The sequence below is a fragment of the Nocardioides sp. N13(2025) genome (assembly GCF_051912545.1).
Taxonomy (GTDB): domain Bacteria; phylum Actinomycetota; class Actinomycetes; order Propionibacteriales; family Nocardioidaceae; genus Nocardioides.
In genome coordinates this window covers 3,268,845-3,284,173 of the sequence record NZ_CP196809.1, presented here as the reverse complement: position 1 = coordinate 3,284,173, position 15,329 = coordinate 3,268,845, and the positions used below count along the sequence as shown (strand labels likewise).

The following is a 15,329-nucleotide window of genomic DNA, read 5'->3' as shown; positions in this document are numbered from 1 at the left end:
GGCGGCTCCTCTGTGGGAGTGCTGGTGGTCTCCCACGATGGACCGCAACTGGCACAACGACGCCCTGTGCTCCAACGGCGTGAGGAAGGTCCGTCCCTACCTGCGACCGGCCGACTCCTACATCACCCGGGACGAGCTGATGAGATCCGCGCAGGCCTGGGCTCGCGCCCGAAACAGCTGACCCTGTCTGGAGGTCCAGTCTCGGATCACAGACTGCGATCCCTGTCGCCCTCTTCCGGCCGCCGACGGCGCGGCGCTTTCATGAAGGCATGACCACAGACGTTCCTCCCGGCAACCCGCGGCTGCCCATCCACGCAGCGCACGGCACCGAGCTGACCGCGAAGTCCTGGCAGACCGAGGCCCCGCTGCGGATGCTGATGAACAACCTCGACCCCGACAACGCCGAGCGCCCCGAGGACCTCGTGGTCTATGGCGGCACCGGCAAGGCGGCGCGGGACTGGGCGTCGTACGACGCACTGGTGCGGACCCTGCGCGACCTCGAGGACGACGAGACGCTGCTCGTGCAGTCGGGCAAGCCGGTCGGCGTGATGCGGACCCACCAGTGGGCGCCGCGCGTGCTGATCGCGAACTCCAACCTGGTCGGCGACTGGGCCAACTGGGAGGAGTTCCGCAAGCTCGAGGAGCTCGGCCTGACGATGTACGGCCAGATGACGGCCGGCTCGTGGATCTACATCGGCACCCAGGGCATCCTGCAGGGCACCTTCGAGACCTTCGCCGCGATCGCCGACAAGGAGTTCGGCGGGACGCTGGCCGGCACCATCACCGTCACCGCCGGGCTCGGCGGCATGGGCGGCGCGCAGCCGCTGGCGGTGACCATGAACGACGGAGTCGCGATCTGCGTCGAGTGCGACCAGCACCGCATCGACCGCCGCCTCGAGACCCGCTACCTCGACGTGCAGGCGCGCGACCTCGACCACGCGATCGAGCTGGCCCTCGAGGCGCGCGACGAGCGCCGTGGGCTGTCGATCGGCCTGCTCGGCAACGCCGCCGAGCTCGTGCCCGAGCTGCTCGAGCGGCACCTCGACGGATCGGTGCGCATCGACGTCGTCACCGACCAGACCTCGGCGCACGACCCGCTGTTCTACCTCCCGGCGGGGACGGCGTACGAGGACTGGGAGCGCGAGCGCACCGAGGATCCGCGCGGCTTCACCAAGCGCGCCCAGGAGTCGATGGCCACGCACGTGCGGGCGATGGTCGAGTTCCAGGACGCCGGCGCCGAGGTCTTCGACTACGGCAACTCGATCCGCGACGAGGCCCGCAAGGGGGGCTACGACAGGGCGTTCGAGTTCCCCGGCTTCGTGCCGGCCTACATCCGTCCGCTCTTCTGCGAGGGCAAGGGCCCGTTCCGCTGGGCTGCGCTCTCGGGCGACCCGGAGGACATCTTCGCCACCGACCGCGCGATCAAGGAGCTCTTCCCGGCCGACGAGAAGCCGGAGTACGCCCGCCTGCACGCCTGGCTCGACATGGCCTCCGAGCGGGTGCAGTTCCAGGGCCTGCCGGCGCGGATCTGCTGGCTGGGCTACGGCGACCGCGCCAAGGCGGGAGCGAAGTTCAACGAGATGGTCGCCAGCGGTCAGCTGAAGGCGCCGATCGTGATCGGGCGCGACCACCTCGACTGCGGCTCCGTCGCCTCGCCCTACCGCGAGACCGAGGCGATGCTCGACGGCTCGGACGCCATCGCCGACTGGGCGATCCTCAACGCCCTGGTCAACACCGCCTCCGGCGCCACGTGGGTCTCCTTCCACCACGGCGGCGGCGTCGGCATCGGCCGCTCGCTGCACGCCGGTCAGGTCACGGTCGCTGACGGCACCGAGCTGGCTGCCGAGAAGATCCAGCGGGTGCTGACCAACGACCCGGGCATGGGCGTCATCCGCCACGTCGACGCCGGCTACGACCGCGCGATCGAGGTCGCCCACGAGCGCGGGGTCCGGGTGCCGATGCGCGACTGACTGGCAAGGTGGCCCCATGGACGCCGCTGCCGCCAAGGCCAACCTCCACACGTACCTCCAGCACGAGCGTGAAGCCGTGCTCGCAAAGCTCGAGGGCTTGTCGGAGTACGACGTCCGGCGCCCGCTGACCGTCACCGGGACCAACCTCCTCGGGCTGGTGAAGCACCTGGCGACGTGGGAGGCGAGGTACCTCGGCGAGGTGTTCGGCCGTCCGTTCCCCGAGCCCCTGCCGCGGTGGGACGTCGAGGCCGAGCGGCTCGCCGACATGTGGGCGACCGAGGGCGAGTCACGCGATGACGTCGTCGACCGCTACCGACGCGTGTGGGCCCACGGCGACGCGACGGTGGAGGCTCTCGACCTCGGTGCCACCGGCCGGGTGGCGTGGTGGGGTGACGCCGAGGTGCCCCTGTTCAACGTCCTCGTGCACCTGCTGGCCGAGACCAGTCGGCACGCCGGCCACGCGGACGTGCTGCGCGAAGGGCTCGACGGGGCCGTGGGGACCGACGCGGAGGCGATGACCGCGGAGGGGCACGACGCCGCGTTCTGGTCGGACCGGCGCGCCGAGATCGAGGCAGCTGCCCGCGCTGCTGGCTGACGCCGGGGCCGCTTCCAGCCGTCACGGGTGGCCCTGCGGCGCGCGGTCGCCGGAAGCAGGGTCCGCGGTGAGGACCGGGTCCTCCGGCATGCCGTTGACCGTCGGCGGGATCAGCCGCTCGACGACGAGGGCGAGGGCCGCGATCACCCCGCAGCCCACCACGAGGATGGCGATGTAGGCCGTCGACCAGCCCCGGTCGAGGACGAACCCCGCGAACAGCGGACCGCCGATCGCTCCCGCCTGGAACGCCCCGGCGTTGACGGCGTTGTAGCGACCGCGCAGGTGGTCGGGTGCCATGTCGTTGGTGATCGCGGGGATGGTCGGCTGCATCATCGTCTCGCCGAGCGCGAAGAGGCCCATGAAGGTGAGCACGCCCGCTGCGGCCAGGGGGCCGGGCACGATCCCGGTGGCGCCGAGCACGACGTAGGACAGCGCCCAGATCGCGCACATCACCAGCATCACGCGGGTGCGCCGGTGGCCGGCGATGCGGCGCAGCACGAGGAACTGCAGCAGCACGATGACCGCGGTGTTGACCGCGAAGGAGAAGCCGATCACCCGGGTGGAGACCTCGCCGACCTGGCGCGCGTAGGCCGGGAAGCCGGCCTCCAGCTGTCCGTAGCCGACGAACACCGCGATGAAGGTCAGCGCGGTCATGCCGACGACCGCGGGGTCGCGCAGGATCGCGAGGTAGGACCCGCTGGCGGCGTCGGCGTCCTCCGGCGCTCGGTGGTGACCGGTGACCCGGCGGAGCGGACCGAGCAGCAGGGCGATGGGCACGAGCATGCTGGCGGCGTCGGCCAGGAAGATGATGGTGAAGGTGTGCGGCTGGGACACGTCGGCGTAGATCCCGCCGATGACTCCGCCGACCCCGATGCCGAGGTTGACGAGCGCGAAGTTGATGCCGAAGTACTGCTGGCGCATCTCGCCGCTGGTCACCGCGGCGATGAGGGCGTTGAAGGCCGGCCACGACATCCCGAAGTTGATGCCGAGGAACGCCATCGCGATCGCTGCGACGACCGGCGTGGTGGCGAAGGCGAGGACCGCGCAACCGACGAGCTGGCTCGTGGTCGAGAAGAGCAGCACCCGCCGGGCACCGACGCGGTCGGTCAGCGCGCCGCCGGGCCCGGTCACGAGGAGGGCGACGATCGCGATGAACGCCATCAGCGCGCCCGCGAGGTCGAGGGAGAAGCCGCGCACCTCGTGCAGGTAGATCACGGTGAACGGCAGCGTGAGCCCGCGGCCGAGCGTCTGCACCGCGACCGTCGAGAGCAGCCAGCGTCCGGCGGGGGACAGCTGGGTCCAGAACTGGCGCAGGGTCACGGACGAGCTCACCAGAGGATTGTGTCGCTCCGCACCGACAACGGGCACGCGGGTTTCGGACGCGTGCGTCCCGTCACCGCCACCACCCGCCGGAACGTGCTCGGGCCCCGGACACCAGTGGTGTCCGGGGCCCGTTGAACAGGTGGTGCGCCGCTAACTACCAGACCCGACGGCTGGAGCCACCGATCGGGACGAAGTTGAGCACCAGACCGACGACGATCAGGATCAGGCCGATGGTGGTCAGGATGCTCTGCGGGAGAAGAAGCCCGAGGATGAGCAGGATCAGTCCGAGGACAATCATGTGTTTTGCCTCCTTGTGAAGCGCCCACTGTGGGCGGCCGGGCCACTCTGCCGGTGCCTCCCCCAAATGGGAAGTCGGATGCATCCCTAGGGGTGGCGGGTCACTGGTCGGCTCACTGGGCCGACAGGGCCTGGATCGCCTCGTGGATCGACAGCGTGCGGTGGGCCGACTCCACGTGGAGGTTCTCCACCATCTTCCCGTTGTAGGTGACCACGCCGGCACCCTTGCCGTCCTCCCAGGCGGCGATGAGGCCGCGCGCGTCGTCGACGGCCTGCTCGCTCGGGGCGAAGGAGGCGTTGGCGCCCTCGACCTGTCCGGGGTGGATCAGCGTCTTGCCGTCGAAGCCCATCTGCCGGCCCTGCTCGCACTCGGCGAGGAAGCCCTCGGTGTCCTTGACGTCGTTGTAGACCCCGTCGATGACGGCGATGCCGGCGGCGCGTCCGGCGAGCAGCGCGGTGTGCAGGCTCGGCAGGATCGGGGCGCGGCCGGGGACGTGCTCGGCGTACAGCTCCTTGACGAGGTCGTTGGTGCCGAGGACGAAGGCGCCGAGGCGCTCGGACGCCTGCGCGATGGCGAGGGCGTCGAGGATCGCGCCGGGCGTCTCGACCATCGCCCACAGGCGCGTGTGGTCGGGTGCACCGGCCTTCTCCATCGCGGCGACCAGCTGCTGGACCTCGGCGGCACTGCCGACCTTGGGCACCACGATCGCGGCCGGACCAGCCTGGCTCGCGGCGACGATGTCGTCGTCGTGCCACTGGGTGCCGATGCCGTTGACGCGGATCGTGACCGTACGCCGTCCGTAGTCCCCGCTGGCTGCCGCGGCGGCTGCCGCCTCGCGGGCGGCGGGCTTGGCGTCGGGGGCGACGGCGTCCTCGAGGTCGAGGATGAGGCCGTCGCAGGCGATCGACCTGGCCTTCTCCAGGGCCCGCTCGTTGGAGCTGGGCATGTAGAGGACGGAGCGGAGGGGAGTGAACTCAGACATCGGCGACCTCGATCTGGTCGTAGGCCTTCTTCAGCTCGGGGTCGATCGCCGCGAGCTCGTCCGCGAGCGCGACCATCACCTGGCACTGCTTCACGGAGGCGTCGTCCTCCATCTTCCCGTCGAGCATCACCGCGCCCGTGCCGTCACCCATCGCGGCGATGACCCGTCGCGCGTGCGCGACGTCCTCGACGCTGGGGGAGAAGACCTTGTTGGCGATCGTGATCTGGACCGGGTGCAGCGACCAGGCGCCGACGCAGCCGAGGAGGAACGCGTTGCGGAACTGGTCCTCGCACGCGACCGTGTCCTTGATGTCCCCGAAGGGCCCGTAGTAGGGGTAGATGCCGTGCATCGCGCACGCGTCGACCATCCGGGCGATCGTGTAGTGCCACAGGTCCTGCTGGTACGACGTCCGCTCGGCGTCGTACTGCGGCACGCCCAGGTCGTCGCGGACCGGGTCCTTCCGGACGAGGTAGCCGGGGTGGCCGCCACCGACGCGGGTGGTCTTCATCCGGCGGTCGGCCGCGAGGTCGGCCGGACCGAGGGAGAGTCCCTGCATGCGCGGGCTGGCCGCGCAGATCTCCTCGATGTTGGCCACGCCGCGGGCGGTCTCGAGGATCGCGTGGATCAGGATCGGGCGGGTGAGGCCGGCCTTGGCCTCGAGCTGCGCGAGCAGCCGGTCGACGTAGTGGATGTCCTCGGCGCCCTGCACCTTGGGGACCATGATCACGTCGAGCTTGTCGCCGATCTCGGGGACCAGCGTGGTGAGGTCGTCGAGCACCCACGGGCTGTCGAGGGAGTTGATCCGGGTCCAGAACTGGGTCGGGCCGAAGTCCGTGGCCTTGCCGATGTCCACCAGGCCCTGGCGGGACTTCTCCTTGTTCTCCGCCTTGACCGCGTCCTCGAGGTTGCCCAGGAGCACGTCGACGGTGCCGACCATGTCGGGCACCTTGGCGGCCATCTTCTCGTTGCCCGGGTCGAAGAAGTGGATGGCGCGGCTCGGGCGGGCCGGGATGTCGCGCAGCGGCGCGGGGGCCCCGACGGCGAGCGGGGCGAAGAAGTCCTTGGCAGGTCGCATGCGCGCGAACTTATCGCGGGCCGCCCGCCCGCAGGTATGGCGAACGTCTCAGCCGAACTCCCCGGCCGCGTCGCCGAAGTAGCCGAGCTGGGTGAGCACCCCGTCGTCCACCCACGCCTCGATGAGGCCGAGGTTCTCCACGATCATCCCGGCCCGCACGTGGAGTCGCTGGAACTCCTCGGTCGCCATCATCGTGGCCAGGCCCTGGGCCGACCCCTTGACCAGGAAGAACCCCTGGAGGTCGCCACCGTGGGGATTGAGCAGGACGGGGTCGAAGCTGTCGATCGAGCCGTCCGCCAGACGCTCGCCGTAGTAGGTCACGGCGTCGTTGAACACGTCGAGGGAGCGCTTCTCACGACCTCGCACCGGCTGGCCCCACCCGACGAACAACCCTGACTCGGACATCTCGACCACCTCGTCCTCGGAGGTCTTCGACGCTAGGCACGACGGCGCGTCGCCGTCATCGCCCAATCGAGGGATCTGTCACGACCCCGGGGTCAGCGCGTGCGCCGGCGCGACCACCACGGCCGGGTGTCGGGGGCGGGCTCGGCAGCCGCCCGCGCCGCGCGCTGGGCCTCGATCCGGGCCGTACGCCGCTCGTGCCAGGCCGCGACCTCGGCGTCGACGTCCCGGGTCGAGGTCACGACGGGTGGGCCGCCCTGCAGCTGGCGGCGGTTCTCCACGACCCGCCGGTTGAAGTCCTCGAGCTCGCGGCGCACCTCGCGCTCCATCGTGATCGCGTCCAGCCGCGCGTCGAGCTCGGCGTCCTCCTTGCGGAGCGCGAGGGCCGGCGGCAGGAGGGCGATCTTCTCGCGCTCGACGAGCTTCTTCACCCACCAGTCCGGGTCGTGCTCGGCCCCGAGGTCCTCGATGGGCTTGCCCTGCCCGGGCAGGTTGTCGAACTCGCCGCGCTCCATCGCCTGCCGGACCTGGAGGTCGACCCAACTGGACTGCTGGGCGATCCGCGCAGCCGCGGCGGAGCGACCCGTGCGCTCGTCGCGCAGCGACTCGCGTCGGCCCGTCTCGGCGTCCGGGACCTCCCAGTCGTCGTTCTCCGACATGGCGCCGAGTCTACGTTCGGCGGGTTCCTGCGCACCGTCCCTGTGGGTGGGACCGCCGAATGGCCTTCCCTCGGGGAGGTTGCCTATGGTCCCCGCCATGCAGGGACACCTCGCGCTGCCGTCGGAGACGACGTTCTCCGCCCTCTCCACCACCGGGCCGACCGCCCGCCTGCTCGCGCTGCCCCAGCTCGACCCGGGCCTCCTCCCGACGCCCTCGGCCGTCGACGAGCACCTGGCCCGCACCGAGCAGGCTCGGCAGGCGCAGCTCGACGCCCTCCCGGTGGACCCGTGCAGCGTCGTGACCGCCGCGCACCGGCGCACCGTCGTACGGATCCTGGAGCAGGTCAGGACGGCCCGCCTCCGGGTCCGCGAGGGCTCCTACGGCCTCTGCGCTTGTTGCAGCACCGCGATCGACCCCGCCGCGCTCGTCGGCCAGCCCTGGCTCGTCACCTGCGCCGGGTGCTCGCGCTGAGTCGGGCGCGCCGCGGGACTCAGTGGGGCAGCGCGTCCTCGAGCACCTCGCGGGCGTCCGAGAAGGCGTGCCGCGGGGCGGCCAGGAGCGCGAGTGCGGCGAGGAAGGACGCGCCGGCGCAGACCGCCCAGACGGTGAGGTAGCCGCCGAGGGGCGCGACCTTCTCCGCCGTGGCGTCGAGCGAGCCGGTGGCGGTGAGCGCGATCGCGAAGATCGCCGAGGCGATGGCGCCGCCGACGGTCTTGGTGCCGTTGGTCATGCCGGTGGCGATGCCGGTGCGCTCCGGCGGGGCCGCCGCGGCGGCGGCTGCGGGGAGGGCCGCGACCAGGGCGCCGGAGCCGAGCCCGGCGACGGCCATGTTGACCAGCGCCTGCCAGGTCTCGTCGTGGAACGGCAGCCACAGCAGGTAGCCCACGCCGACGAGCACGCACGCGAGGACCAGGGCCCGGCGTACGCCGCCGAGCAGGCGGGTGGTCAGCGGCAGGGTGAACGCGCCGATGGCCAGCGTCACGACGTAGAGACCGATGAGGGTGGACATGAAGGCGGGGTCGGCGCCGAGGCCGTAGCCGCGCTCGTCGGGGTCGGCCTGGGCGTAGGTCGACAGCGGGATCTGTCCGCCGAGCACCGGGATGCCGAAGAGGAACGCGGTCACCTGCACCGGCCACTGGGCGGGGCTGGACAGCAGCCGCACGTCGACGATCGGCTCCGGGTGGCGCTGCTCGAAGCGCCAGAACACGACCATCGCGACCAGGGACAGGGCGATGGTCGCCCAGCCGAGAAGGCTGGCGGGGCCGTTGAGCCGCAGCAGCACCAGGCCGCCCATGAGGACGCCGAGCGCCAGGGTGACGAGCGCGAGCCCGGTCCAGTCGATGCCGCCCCGGTCGTCGCCGGGCACCTGCTCGATGCCGACCAGGATGACGAAGAAGACGGCCGTCACGACGAGCGCGGGCAGGGCGAGCAGGATGTTCATGTCGAGGGAGTCGACGAGCAGGCCGCTGGTCAGGGCACCGACGATGACGGCCAGCTCGAGGGAGCCGACGAGGATCGCTGCCCCGCGGCGGGTCAGCAGCTCCTGGCGCCCGGAGGTCCGGGTGCGGCGGTGGATGATCGCGATCTCCAGCGGCAGCCACACGACGTACGCGCCCTGGACGGCCCAGCCGAGGAGGAACGTAGAGAAGGTCGGCGCGAAGGCCAGCCACCACGAGCCGAGCGCGGTCACCGCGGTGGAGATGAGCAGCACCCGCTTGTGGCCGACGAGGTCGCCGAGCCGCGCGAGCAGCGGGATGCAGAGGGCGCTGACGATCAGCTGGGCCGCCTCGAACCAGTTGATGTCGCCCTCGTGGATCGACAGGTGATCGGCGATCTGGGGGTAGATCGGCGTGTAGTAGCCCTGCAGGATGCCGCTGGCGAACTCGACGAGCACCAGGAAGCCGACGATCGCGGCCAGTCCCTTCACGGCCGTCGGCGCCTTCGGGGTCATCGTGCTCATCGGGGGAGCCTCTCGATCAGGAGCTGGTACCAACGGGCGCCGTCGACGAGGTCGGCCACGCCGATGTGCTCGTCGTAGGAGTGGATGGCCTGGCGCTGCGCCTGGGTCATCCGGAAGGGGGCGAAGCGGTAGACGTGCTCGCTGATCGCGGTGAAGTGGCGCGAGTCGGTGGCGGCCATCATCACGTAGGGCGTCGCGACCGCCTCCGGGAACACCTCGCCGATGCAGTCCTCGAGGAGCTCGAAGGCCTCGTCCATCGGGGAGACGGGCGACGGCTCGCCGGACTCGACCACGTCGATGCGGATCGAGTCGTCGGCGACGGCCTTGCGGATGTGCTCGACGACGCCGGCGACCGTGTCGCCCACCATGACCCGGACGTTGAGCCCGGCCTTGGCGGTCGAGGCGATCACGTTGAGGGCGGGTGAACCGCTGAGGGTGGTGGCCGCCACCGTTGTACGCGTCATGGCCGCGGCCTCCGGGCCGGCGGCGAGGAGGGCGCGCGTGACGACCGGTGCGAGTCGGTCGGCGCGACCGAGCAGGGGCTTCAGGACCGGGCGCAGGGGGAGCGGCACGTGGGGCGCGAGGCGCCGCACGAGCTCCAGCGTCGGGGCAGGTGCGGAGGCGGGGAACGGCGACTTCTCGATGCGCAGGATCGCCCGGGCGATGCGGGCGGTCGGGCCGTTCCTCGCCGGCGTGGACGCATGGCCCCCGCGGCCCTCGGCGACCAGCTCGAGCGAGGTGGTGCCCTTCTCGGTGACGCCGATGACCCCCAGCGGTGCCTTCACCCCGGGGAACGCGCCGCCGGCGACGGCGCCGCCCTCGTCGAGCACCAGCCAGGGCGTGACGCCCCGGTCGCGGAGCACCTCCACCGCCTCGACCGCCGCAGCGCCGCTGACCTCCTCGTCGCAGCCGAAGGACAGCCACACGTCCTGGGCCGGGGTGTGCCCGGCCTCGAGCAGGGACTCGACGGCCTCGCAGATGCCGGCCACGCAGCCCTTGTCGTCGAGCGTGCCGCGACCCCAGATCGCCGGCCCGACGGGGGAGTCGTGGATCTCGCCGCCGAAGGGCTCGTGCTGCCACGGCGCGTCGGCGTCGACGGGCACGACGTCGAGGTGGGCCATCAGCACCACCGGCTGCTCGGCGCTCGCGCCCGCCCAGTGGAACAGCAGCCCGTGCGTGCCGACCCGGGTGAGGTCGAGCCGCTCGTGCAGCAGCGGGAACTGCGTGGCCAGCTCGTCGAGGAAGCGGTCGAAGGCGTCGCCGTCGACGCGCGCCGGGTCGCGGTCGGAGACGGTCGGGATGCGGACGAGGGCCTGCAGCGCTCGCACCACACGCCCCTCGACGGGCGGAGCGGTCATGCGCCGACCGTAGTGCCCCATCGGCCGCGGTGGACCAGATTCGTCCGTCGTGCCCGCCGCGCCGGCGATCCGGCCGCGCCGGCGTCGGGGAGGCGGTGGCCGACCGCGATCGCACCGACCGGAGCGTGGTCGTCCGGGATGCCGAAGGCGGCGCGGAAGGCGTCGGTGTGCTCGCCGGGGATGCCGAAGAAGCAGGCTCCGAGGCCCTCGTCGACGGCCGTCTGGAGGATCAGCAGCGAGGCCATGCCGGTGTCGACGTACCAGTACGGCACCGGCCACCGGTCCTCGCGACGGTCGGTCCACCCCTTGTCGGCCTCGGCGTAGCGGTCGAGGTAGGCGTCCTTGCAGGCCAGCGGGACGATCACCACGGGAGCCGTGCGCATCCCGTCGAGCCACGCGTTGTGGGTGCCGGGGTCCGCGCCGGTCGATTCCCAGAAGCGCGCGACGTCGTCGGGGGTGTCGAGCACCAGGAACGCCCACCCCTGGCTGAAGCCCGCGTTGGGTGCGCGCTGCGCGTGCTCCAGCATCCGGTCGACCACCGCCCGGTCGACGGGGTCGGGGCCGAAGCGACGGACCATCCGGCGGCGGCGTACGACGTCACGGAACTCCATGCGCGAAGGCTCTCACTGTCTGCCTTCCGCCCACCTGTAACGCCGGGTTACTGCAACTACCCACCCCCGTACATCAGGGTGGGTACAGCCATGAACCCGGCGTTACAGCGCCCGGGCGGGGCGAGCGAGTCGTCTGGGATCCGAGACGACTTGCCGGGTGGGTGCGTTGACCGGGATCGGGGATCCCGATGGACTGCTCGCATGCCAACCAGTGCGGGCTTCGAGGAGATGTGGCGGGACCTGGCGCCGGTGGGCCGCTCGGCCTCCTCGGGCGGCTACTTCCGTCAACCCTGGGCCACGGCCGAGTCCGAGCTGCGGGCGTGGTTCGTCGAGCAGTGCGCGGCGCGGGGGCTCACCGTGGAGACCGACGGCGTCGGCAACCAGGTCGCCTGGTGGGAGCCTGCACCGTCGGTCCAGGAGGGCGCGCAACGCTCGTCACGAGACCCCGGCGTGCTCACCGGCTCGCACCTCGACTCGGTCCTCGACGGCGGGGCGTACGACGGTCCGCTGGGCGTCGTGTCGGCGCTGGCCGCGGTCGACGTCCTGCGTGCCCGGGGGTTCGAGCCGTCCCGTCCCCTCGGCCTCGGCGTGTTCGTCGAGGAGGAGGGGTCGCGCTTCGGCCGGGCCTGCCTGGGCTCGCGGCTGGTCACCGGCGCGACCACGTGGGAGGAGGCGCGCGAGCTGCGCGACCGTGACGGGGTGTTGCTCGGCGACGCGGTCGCCGACGCCGGCCTCGACCCGTCGACCGGGCTGCTGTCGCTCGACCGGGTCGGCACGTTCGTCGAGCTGCACGTCGAGCAGGGCCGCGACCTCGTCGACCGCGACGTCGCCGTCGGGCTGGCGAGCGAGATCTGGCCGCACGGGCGCTGGCGCTTCGACTTCACGGGGCAGGCCAACCACGCCGGCACCACGCGCATGGAGGACCGGCACGACCCGATGCTGACCTATGCGATGACCGCGCTGGCGGCCAACAAGCAGGCCCGGCTGTCCGGGCAGCGAGCCACCTTCGGCCGGATCGCGGTCGAGCCCAACGGCACCAACGCCGTCCCGTCGCTGGTCACCGCCTGGCTCGACGCGCGCGCCTCCTCCGACGACGACCTCGCCACGCTGGTCGAGGCCGTCCGGCGCCAGGCCGACGACCGCGCCGGGCGCGACGGCACCTCGCTGGTCGTCACGCCGGAGTCCGTCTCCGGCTCGGTGGCCTTCGACGCCGACCTCGCCGCCCGGCTGGCGTCGCTGGGGGACTGGCCCATCATCCCGACCCAGGCCGGCCACGACGCCGGCATCCTGTCCGCCGCCGGCATCCCGACCGCGATGGTCTTCGTGCGCAACCCCACCGGCGTCTCGCACTCGCCCGACGAGCACGCCGAGACCGCCGACTGCCTCGCCGGGGTCGAGGCCCTCGCCGACGTGCTCGAGGAGCTCACGCGGTGACGCTCTACCTCCTCGAGCGCGCCTGGCTCGGCCACCGCTTCGCGGACGACGTGCTCGTCGAGGTCGAGGACGGGCGCTTCACCTCCGTCACGCCCGACAGCGACCCGGCGCGCGCGATCCCGGTCCGCGGGCTCGTCGTCCCCGGCCTGGCCGACACCCACAGCCACGCCTTCCACCGCGCGCTGCGCGGCCGCACCCAGCGCGAGCGCGGGACGTTCTGGACGTGGCGCGACCAGATGTACGCCGTCGCCGGCCGCCTCGACCCGGAGACCTACCTCGCCCTGGCGCGGGCGACCTACCGCGAGATGGCGGCCGCCGGGATCACGGCCGTCGGCGAGTTCCACTACCTGCACCACCAGCCCGATGGCACGCCCTACGACGACCCCAACGAGATGGGGGCCGTGCTGGTCGAGGCCGCCCGCCAGGCGGGCATCCGGATCACGCTGCTCGACACGCTCTACCTCTCCTCCGGCTTCGGCCAGCCGCCGTCGGGCGCGCAGGTGCGCTACAGCGACGGTGACGCCGAGACGTGGATGCGACGGGTCGAGGCACTGCCCGCCGCGGACCACCTCGTCGTCGGCGCCGCCCTCCACTCGGTGCGGGCCGTCCCGCGCGAGGCTCTCGACCCGGTCGCCGGTTGGGTGGGCGTGCGGCCGCTCCACGTGCACCTCTCCGAGCAGGTCGCCGAGAACCAGGCCTGCCTCGAGGCGTACGGCGTCACCCCGACGCGGCTGCTCGCCGACCACGGGCTCCTGGGGTCGGCGACGAGCCTCGTCCACGCCACGCACCTGACCGACGACGACATCACCCTGATCGGCGACGCCGGGGCCCACGCGTCCTTCTGCCCAACCACCGAGCGTGACCTCGGCGACGGGATCGGGCCGAGCTGCCGGCTCCGCGACGCCGGTGCCCGGCTGACGCTGGGCAGTGACAGCCACGCCGTCATCGACCTCTTCGAGGAGATGCGCGCGCTGGAGCTCGACGAGCGTCTCGCCACCCAGCAGCGCGGGCACTGGAGCGCCGCCGAGCTGCTCGCGTGCGCGACGACGACCGGTCACGCCTCGCTCGGCTGGGACGACGCCGGCGCGATCGCCGTCGGGCAGCGCGCCGACCTCGTCGTCGTCGACCCGCTCAGCGTCCGCACCGCCGGCACCGGCCGGGACGAGGCCGCGATCGTCTTCGCCGCCACCGCCGAGGACGTCCAGCGGGTGATGGCCGACGGCCGGTGGGTCGTCGAGGAGGGCGACCGCCACGAGATCGGCCAGGAGCTCGACGACGCCATCGGCCGCCGGATCTGGGAGGACCACGCATGAGCACCCCCCTGTCGACCGTGATCACCGGCATCGGCGAGCTGGTGACCAACGACCTCGCCCGCGCCGAGCAGGGCGGTCTCCTCGGGCTGGTCCCCAATGCCGCCGTCGTGGTCGAGGGCAGCCGGGTGGCCTGGGTCGGCCCCGCCGCCGACGCCCCGGCCGCCGACGTCCAGGTCGACGCCGGCGGACGCGCCGTCATCCCCGGCTTCGTCGACTCCCACAGCCACCTCGTCTTCGCCGGCGATCGCTCCGCCGAGTTCGAGGCGCGCATGACCGGCGAGCCCTACACGGCCGGCGGCATCCGCACCACCGTCGCGAAGACCCGTGCCGCCACCGACGAGCAGCTCACGTCGCACGTCGCCCGGCTCGTCGCCGAGATGCGGGCCCAGGGCACCACCTCGCTCGAGATCAAGAGCGGCTACGGGTTGTCGGTCCACGACGAGGCACGCAGTCTCGCGGTGGCCCGCCAGTTCACCGACGAGACCACGTTCCTCGGCGCCCACGTCGTCCCCGCAGGCACCACCCCCGAGGACTACGTCGCTCTGGTCACCGGCCCCATGCTCGCGGCGGCCGCACCGCACGCCCGGTGGATCGACGTGTTCTGCGAGGACGGCGCCTTCGACGTCGACCAGGCACGCACCATCCTGGCGGCGGGGTCCGACAGCGGCCTGCGGGGACGCCTCCACGCCAACCAGCTGACGTACGGCGGTGGCGTGCAGCTCGCCTGCGAGCTCGGCCTCGTCGCGGTCGACCACTGCACCTTCCTGAGCGAGCTGGACGTCGAGTCGCTCAGGGACTCAAGGACCATCGCCACGCTCCTGCCGGGCGTGGAGTTCTCCACCCGGCAGCCCTACCCGGACGCGCGCGGGCTCGTCGACGCCGGTGTCCGGGTCGCGCTGGCCAGCGACTGCAACCCCGGGTCGTGCTTCACCTCCTCGATGGCGCTGTGCATCGCGCTGGCCGTCCGCGAGATGAGGATGAGCCCCGCGGAGGCGCTGCACGCCGCGACCGCCATGGGCGCCGCGGCCCTCGACCGCGACGACGTCGGCGTGCTGGCCCCCGGCAAGAGCGCCGACCTCGTCCTCCTCGACGCGCCGTCGTACCTCCACCTCGCCTACCGCCCCGGCGTCCCCCTCGTCACGGGGGTCTGGCAGGCCGGCCGCCCTGTCGTCTCGCGATCCGTGGGGTAGTTCACCGGGAAATGGTCCTTGGATCGCCTTCGGGACAGCCTCTTCCCGGTGGACTACCCGGGCACGGGGACAGGAACCCGGCGGACTATCCGCGCGAGGGCCAAGTCGCTACCTCAGACCCCTGTCGTACGGCGCCGCGCGCCGGATCTGAGGTAGCC

16 protein-coding genes are annotated in these 15,329 nt (G+C 72.3%); 7 read left to right on the top strand and 9 right to left on the bottom strand.

Annotated elements, in window-relative coordinates; all coding sequences use genetic code 11:
* Positions 1–37: 37 nt before the first annotated feature.
* From ACS3YM_RS15940 to ACS3YM_RS15930, 3 genes are all read left to right on the top strand, one after another.
* Complete coding sequence (locus ACS3YM_RS15940) at positions 38–181, top strand: hypothetical protein (RefSeq protein WP_439937411.1); 144 nt, start codon at positions 38–40, stop codon at positions 179–181.
* A gap of 88 nt (positions 182–269) precedes the next feature.
* Positions 270–1,970, top strand: a complete 1,701-nt coding sequence (gene hutU / locus ACS3YM_RS15935; protein ID WP_439937410.1) for a urocanate hydratase — start codon at positions 270–272, stop codon at positions 1,968–1,970.
* Positions 1,971–1,986: 16 nt separating this feature from the next.
* Positions 1,987–2,565, top strand: a complete 579-nt coding sequence (locus tag ACS3YM_RS15930) for a DinB family protein (protein ID WP_439937409.1) — start codon at positions 1,987–1,989, stop codon at positions 2,563–2,565.
* Between the two features lie 21 nt (positions 2,566–2,586).
* On the opposite strand, the gene ACS3YM_RS15925 is transcribed toward ACS3YM_RS15930, so the two are convergent.
* The 6 genes from ACS3YM_RS15925 to ACS3YM_RS15900 all read right to left on the bottom strand — a co-directional run bounded on the left by ACS3YM_RS15925 (position 2,587) and on the right by ACS3YM_RS15900 (position 7,304).
* A complete protein-coding gene (locus tag ACS3YM_RS15925) occupies positions 2,587–3,897 on the bottom strand; it encodes an MFS transporter (RefSeq protein WP_439937408.1) in 1,311 nt (436 codons plus the stop codon).
* Positions 3,898–4,042: 145 nt separating this feature from the next.
* The gene (locus tag ACS3YM_RS15920; RefSeq protein WP_175507317.1) at positions 4,043–4,186 is read right to left on the bottom strand and encodes a hypothetical protein; all 144 of its coding nucleotides are present in this window, start codon (positions 4,184–4,186) and stop codon (positions 4,043–4,045) included.
* Between the two features lie 112 nt (positions 4,187–4,298).
* Entirely contained in the window at positions 4,299–5,168 is an 870-nt protein-coding gene (locus tag ACS3YM_RS15915) for an HpcH/HpaI aldolase/citrate lyase family protein (protein WP_439937407.1), read from the bottom strand.
* Positions 5,161–6,243: an HpcH/HpaI aldolase/citrate lyase family protein gene (locus ACS3YM_RS15910; RefSeq protein WP_439937406.1), complete on the bottom strand. Its 1,083-nt coding sequence runs from the start codon at positions 6,241–6,243 to the stop codon at positions 5,161–5,163. Before ACS3YM_RS15910 ends, ACS3YM_RS15915 begins: the two co-directional genes overlap by 8 nt.
* 48 nt (positions 6,244–6,291) lie before the next feature.
* The gene (locus ACS3YM_RS15905) at positions 6,292–6,648 is read right to left on the bottom strand and encodes a hypothetical protein (protein WP_439937405.1); all 357 of its coding nucleotides are present in this window, start codon (positions 6,646–6,648) and stop codon (positions 6,292–6,294) included.
* 92 nt (positions 6,649–6,740) lie between these two features.
* Positions 6,741–7,304 (bottom strand): DnaJ family domain-containing protein, encoded by a 564-nt coding sequence (locus ACS3YM_RS15900; protein ID WP_439937404.1) that lies wholly within the window; start codon positions 7,302–7,304, stop codon positions 6,741–6,743.
* Between the two features lie 97 nt (positions 7,305–7,401).
* Here ACS3YM_RS15900 and ACS3YM_RS15895 point away from each other — a divergent pair, with 97 nt between their 5' ends.
* A complete protein-coding gene (locus ACS3YM_RS15895; protein ID WP_439937403.1) occupies positions 7,402–7,776 on the top strand; it encodes a hypothetical protein in 375 nt (124 codons plus the stop codon).
* A gap of 19 nt (positions 7,777–7,795) precedes the next feature.
* Here the strand turns inward: ACS3YM_RS15895 and ACS3YM_RS15890 are convergent, their stop codons facing one another.
* From ACS3YM_RS15890 to ACS3YM_RS15880, 3 genes are read right to left on the bottom strand one after another with little or no spacing between them, the layout of a single operon-like run.
* The gene (locus ACS3YM_RS15890; protein WP_439937402.1) at positions 7,796–9,265 is read right to left on the bottom strand and encodes an MFS transporter; all 1,470 of its coding nucleotides are present in this window, start codon (positions 9,263–9,265) and stop codon (positions 7,796–7,798) included.
* Positions 9,262–10,623: a M20/M25/M40 family metallo-hydrolase gene (locus tag ACS3YM_RS15885; RefSeq protein ID WP_439937401.1), complete on the bottom strand. Its 1,362-nt coding sequence runs from the start codon at positions 10,621–10,623 to the stop codon at positions 9,262–9,264. The genes ACS3YM_RS15890 and ACS3YM_RS15885 overlap by 4 nt, the downstream gene beginning before the upstream one ends.
* Positions 10,620–11,234, bottom strand: coding sequence for a nitroreductase family protein (locus ACS3YM_RS15880; RefSeq protein WP_439937400.1), 615 nt, complete (start codon positions 11,232–11,234; stop codon positions 10,620–10,622). Before ACS3YM_RS15880 ends, ACS3YM_RS15885 begins: the two co-directional genes overlap by 4 nt.
* Positions 11,235–11,435: 201 nt before the next feature.
* On the opposite strand from ACS3YM_RS15880, the gene ACS3YM_RS15875 reads away from it, so the two are divergent.
* Genes ACS3YM_RS15875 through hutI form a run of 3 tightly spaced genes read left to right on the top strand, consistent with a single transcriptional unit; the run spans position 11,436 to position 15,171 of the window.
* Positions 11,436–12,668 carry an allantoate amidohydrolase gene (locus ACS3YM_RS15875; protein WP_439937399.1) on the top strand — a complete coding sequence of 411 codons (1,233 nt, stop codon included), beginning with the start codon at positions 11,436–11,438 and terminating at the stop codon, positions 12,666–12,668.
* Complete coding sequence (locus ACS3YM_RS15870; protein ID WP_439937398.1) at positions 12,665–13,981, top strand: formimidoylglutamate deiminase; 1,317 nt, start codon at positions 12,665–12,667, stop codon at positions 13,979–13,981. The genes ACS3YM_RS15875 and ACS3YM_RS15870 overlap by 4 nt, the downstream gene beginning before the upstream one ends.
* Positions 13,978–15,171, top strand: a complete 1,194-nt coding sequence (gene hutI, locus ACS3YM_RS15865; protein WP_439937397.1) for an imidazolonepropionase — start codon at positions 13,978–13,980, stop codon at positions 15,169–15,171. Before ACS3YM_RS15870 ends, hutI begins: the two co-directional genes overlap by 4 nt.
* Positions 15,172–15,329: the final 158 nt, after the last annotated feature.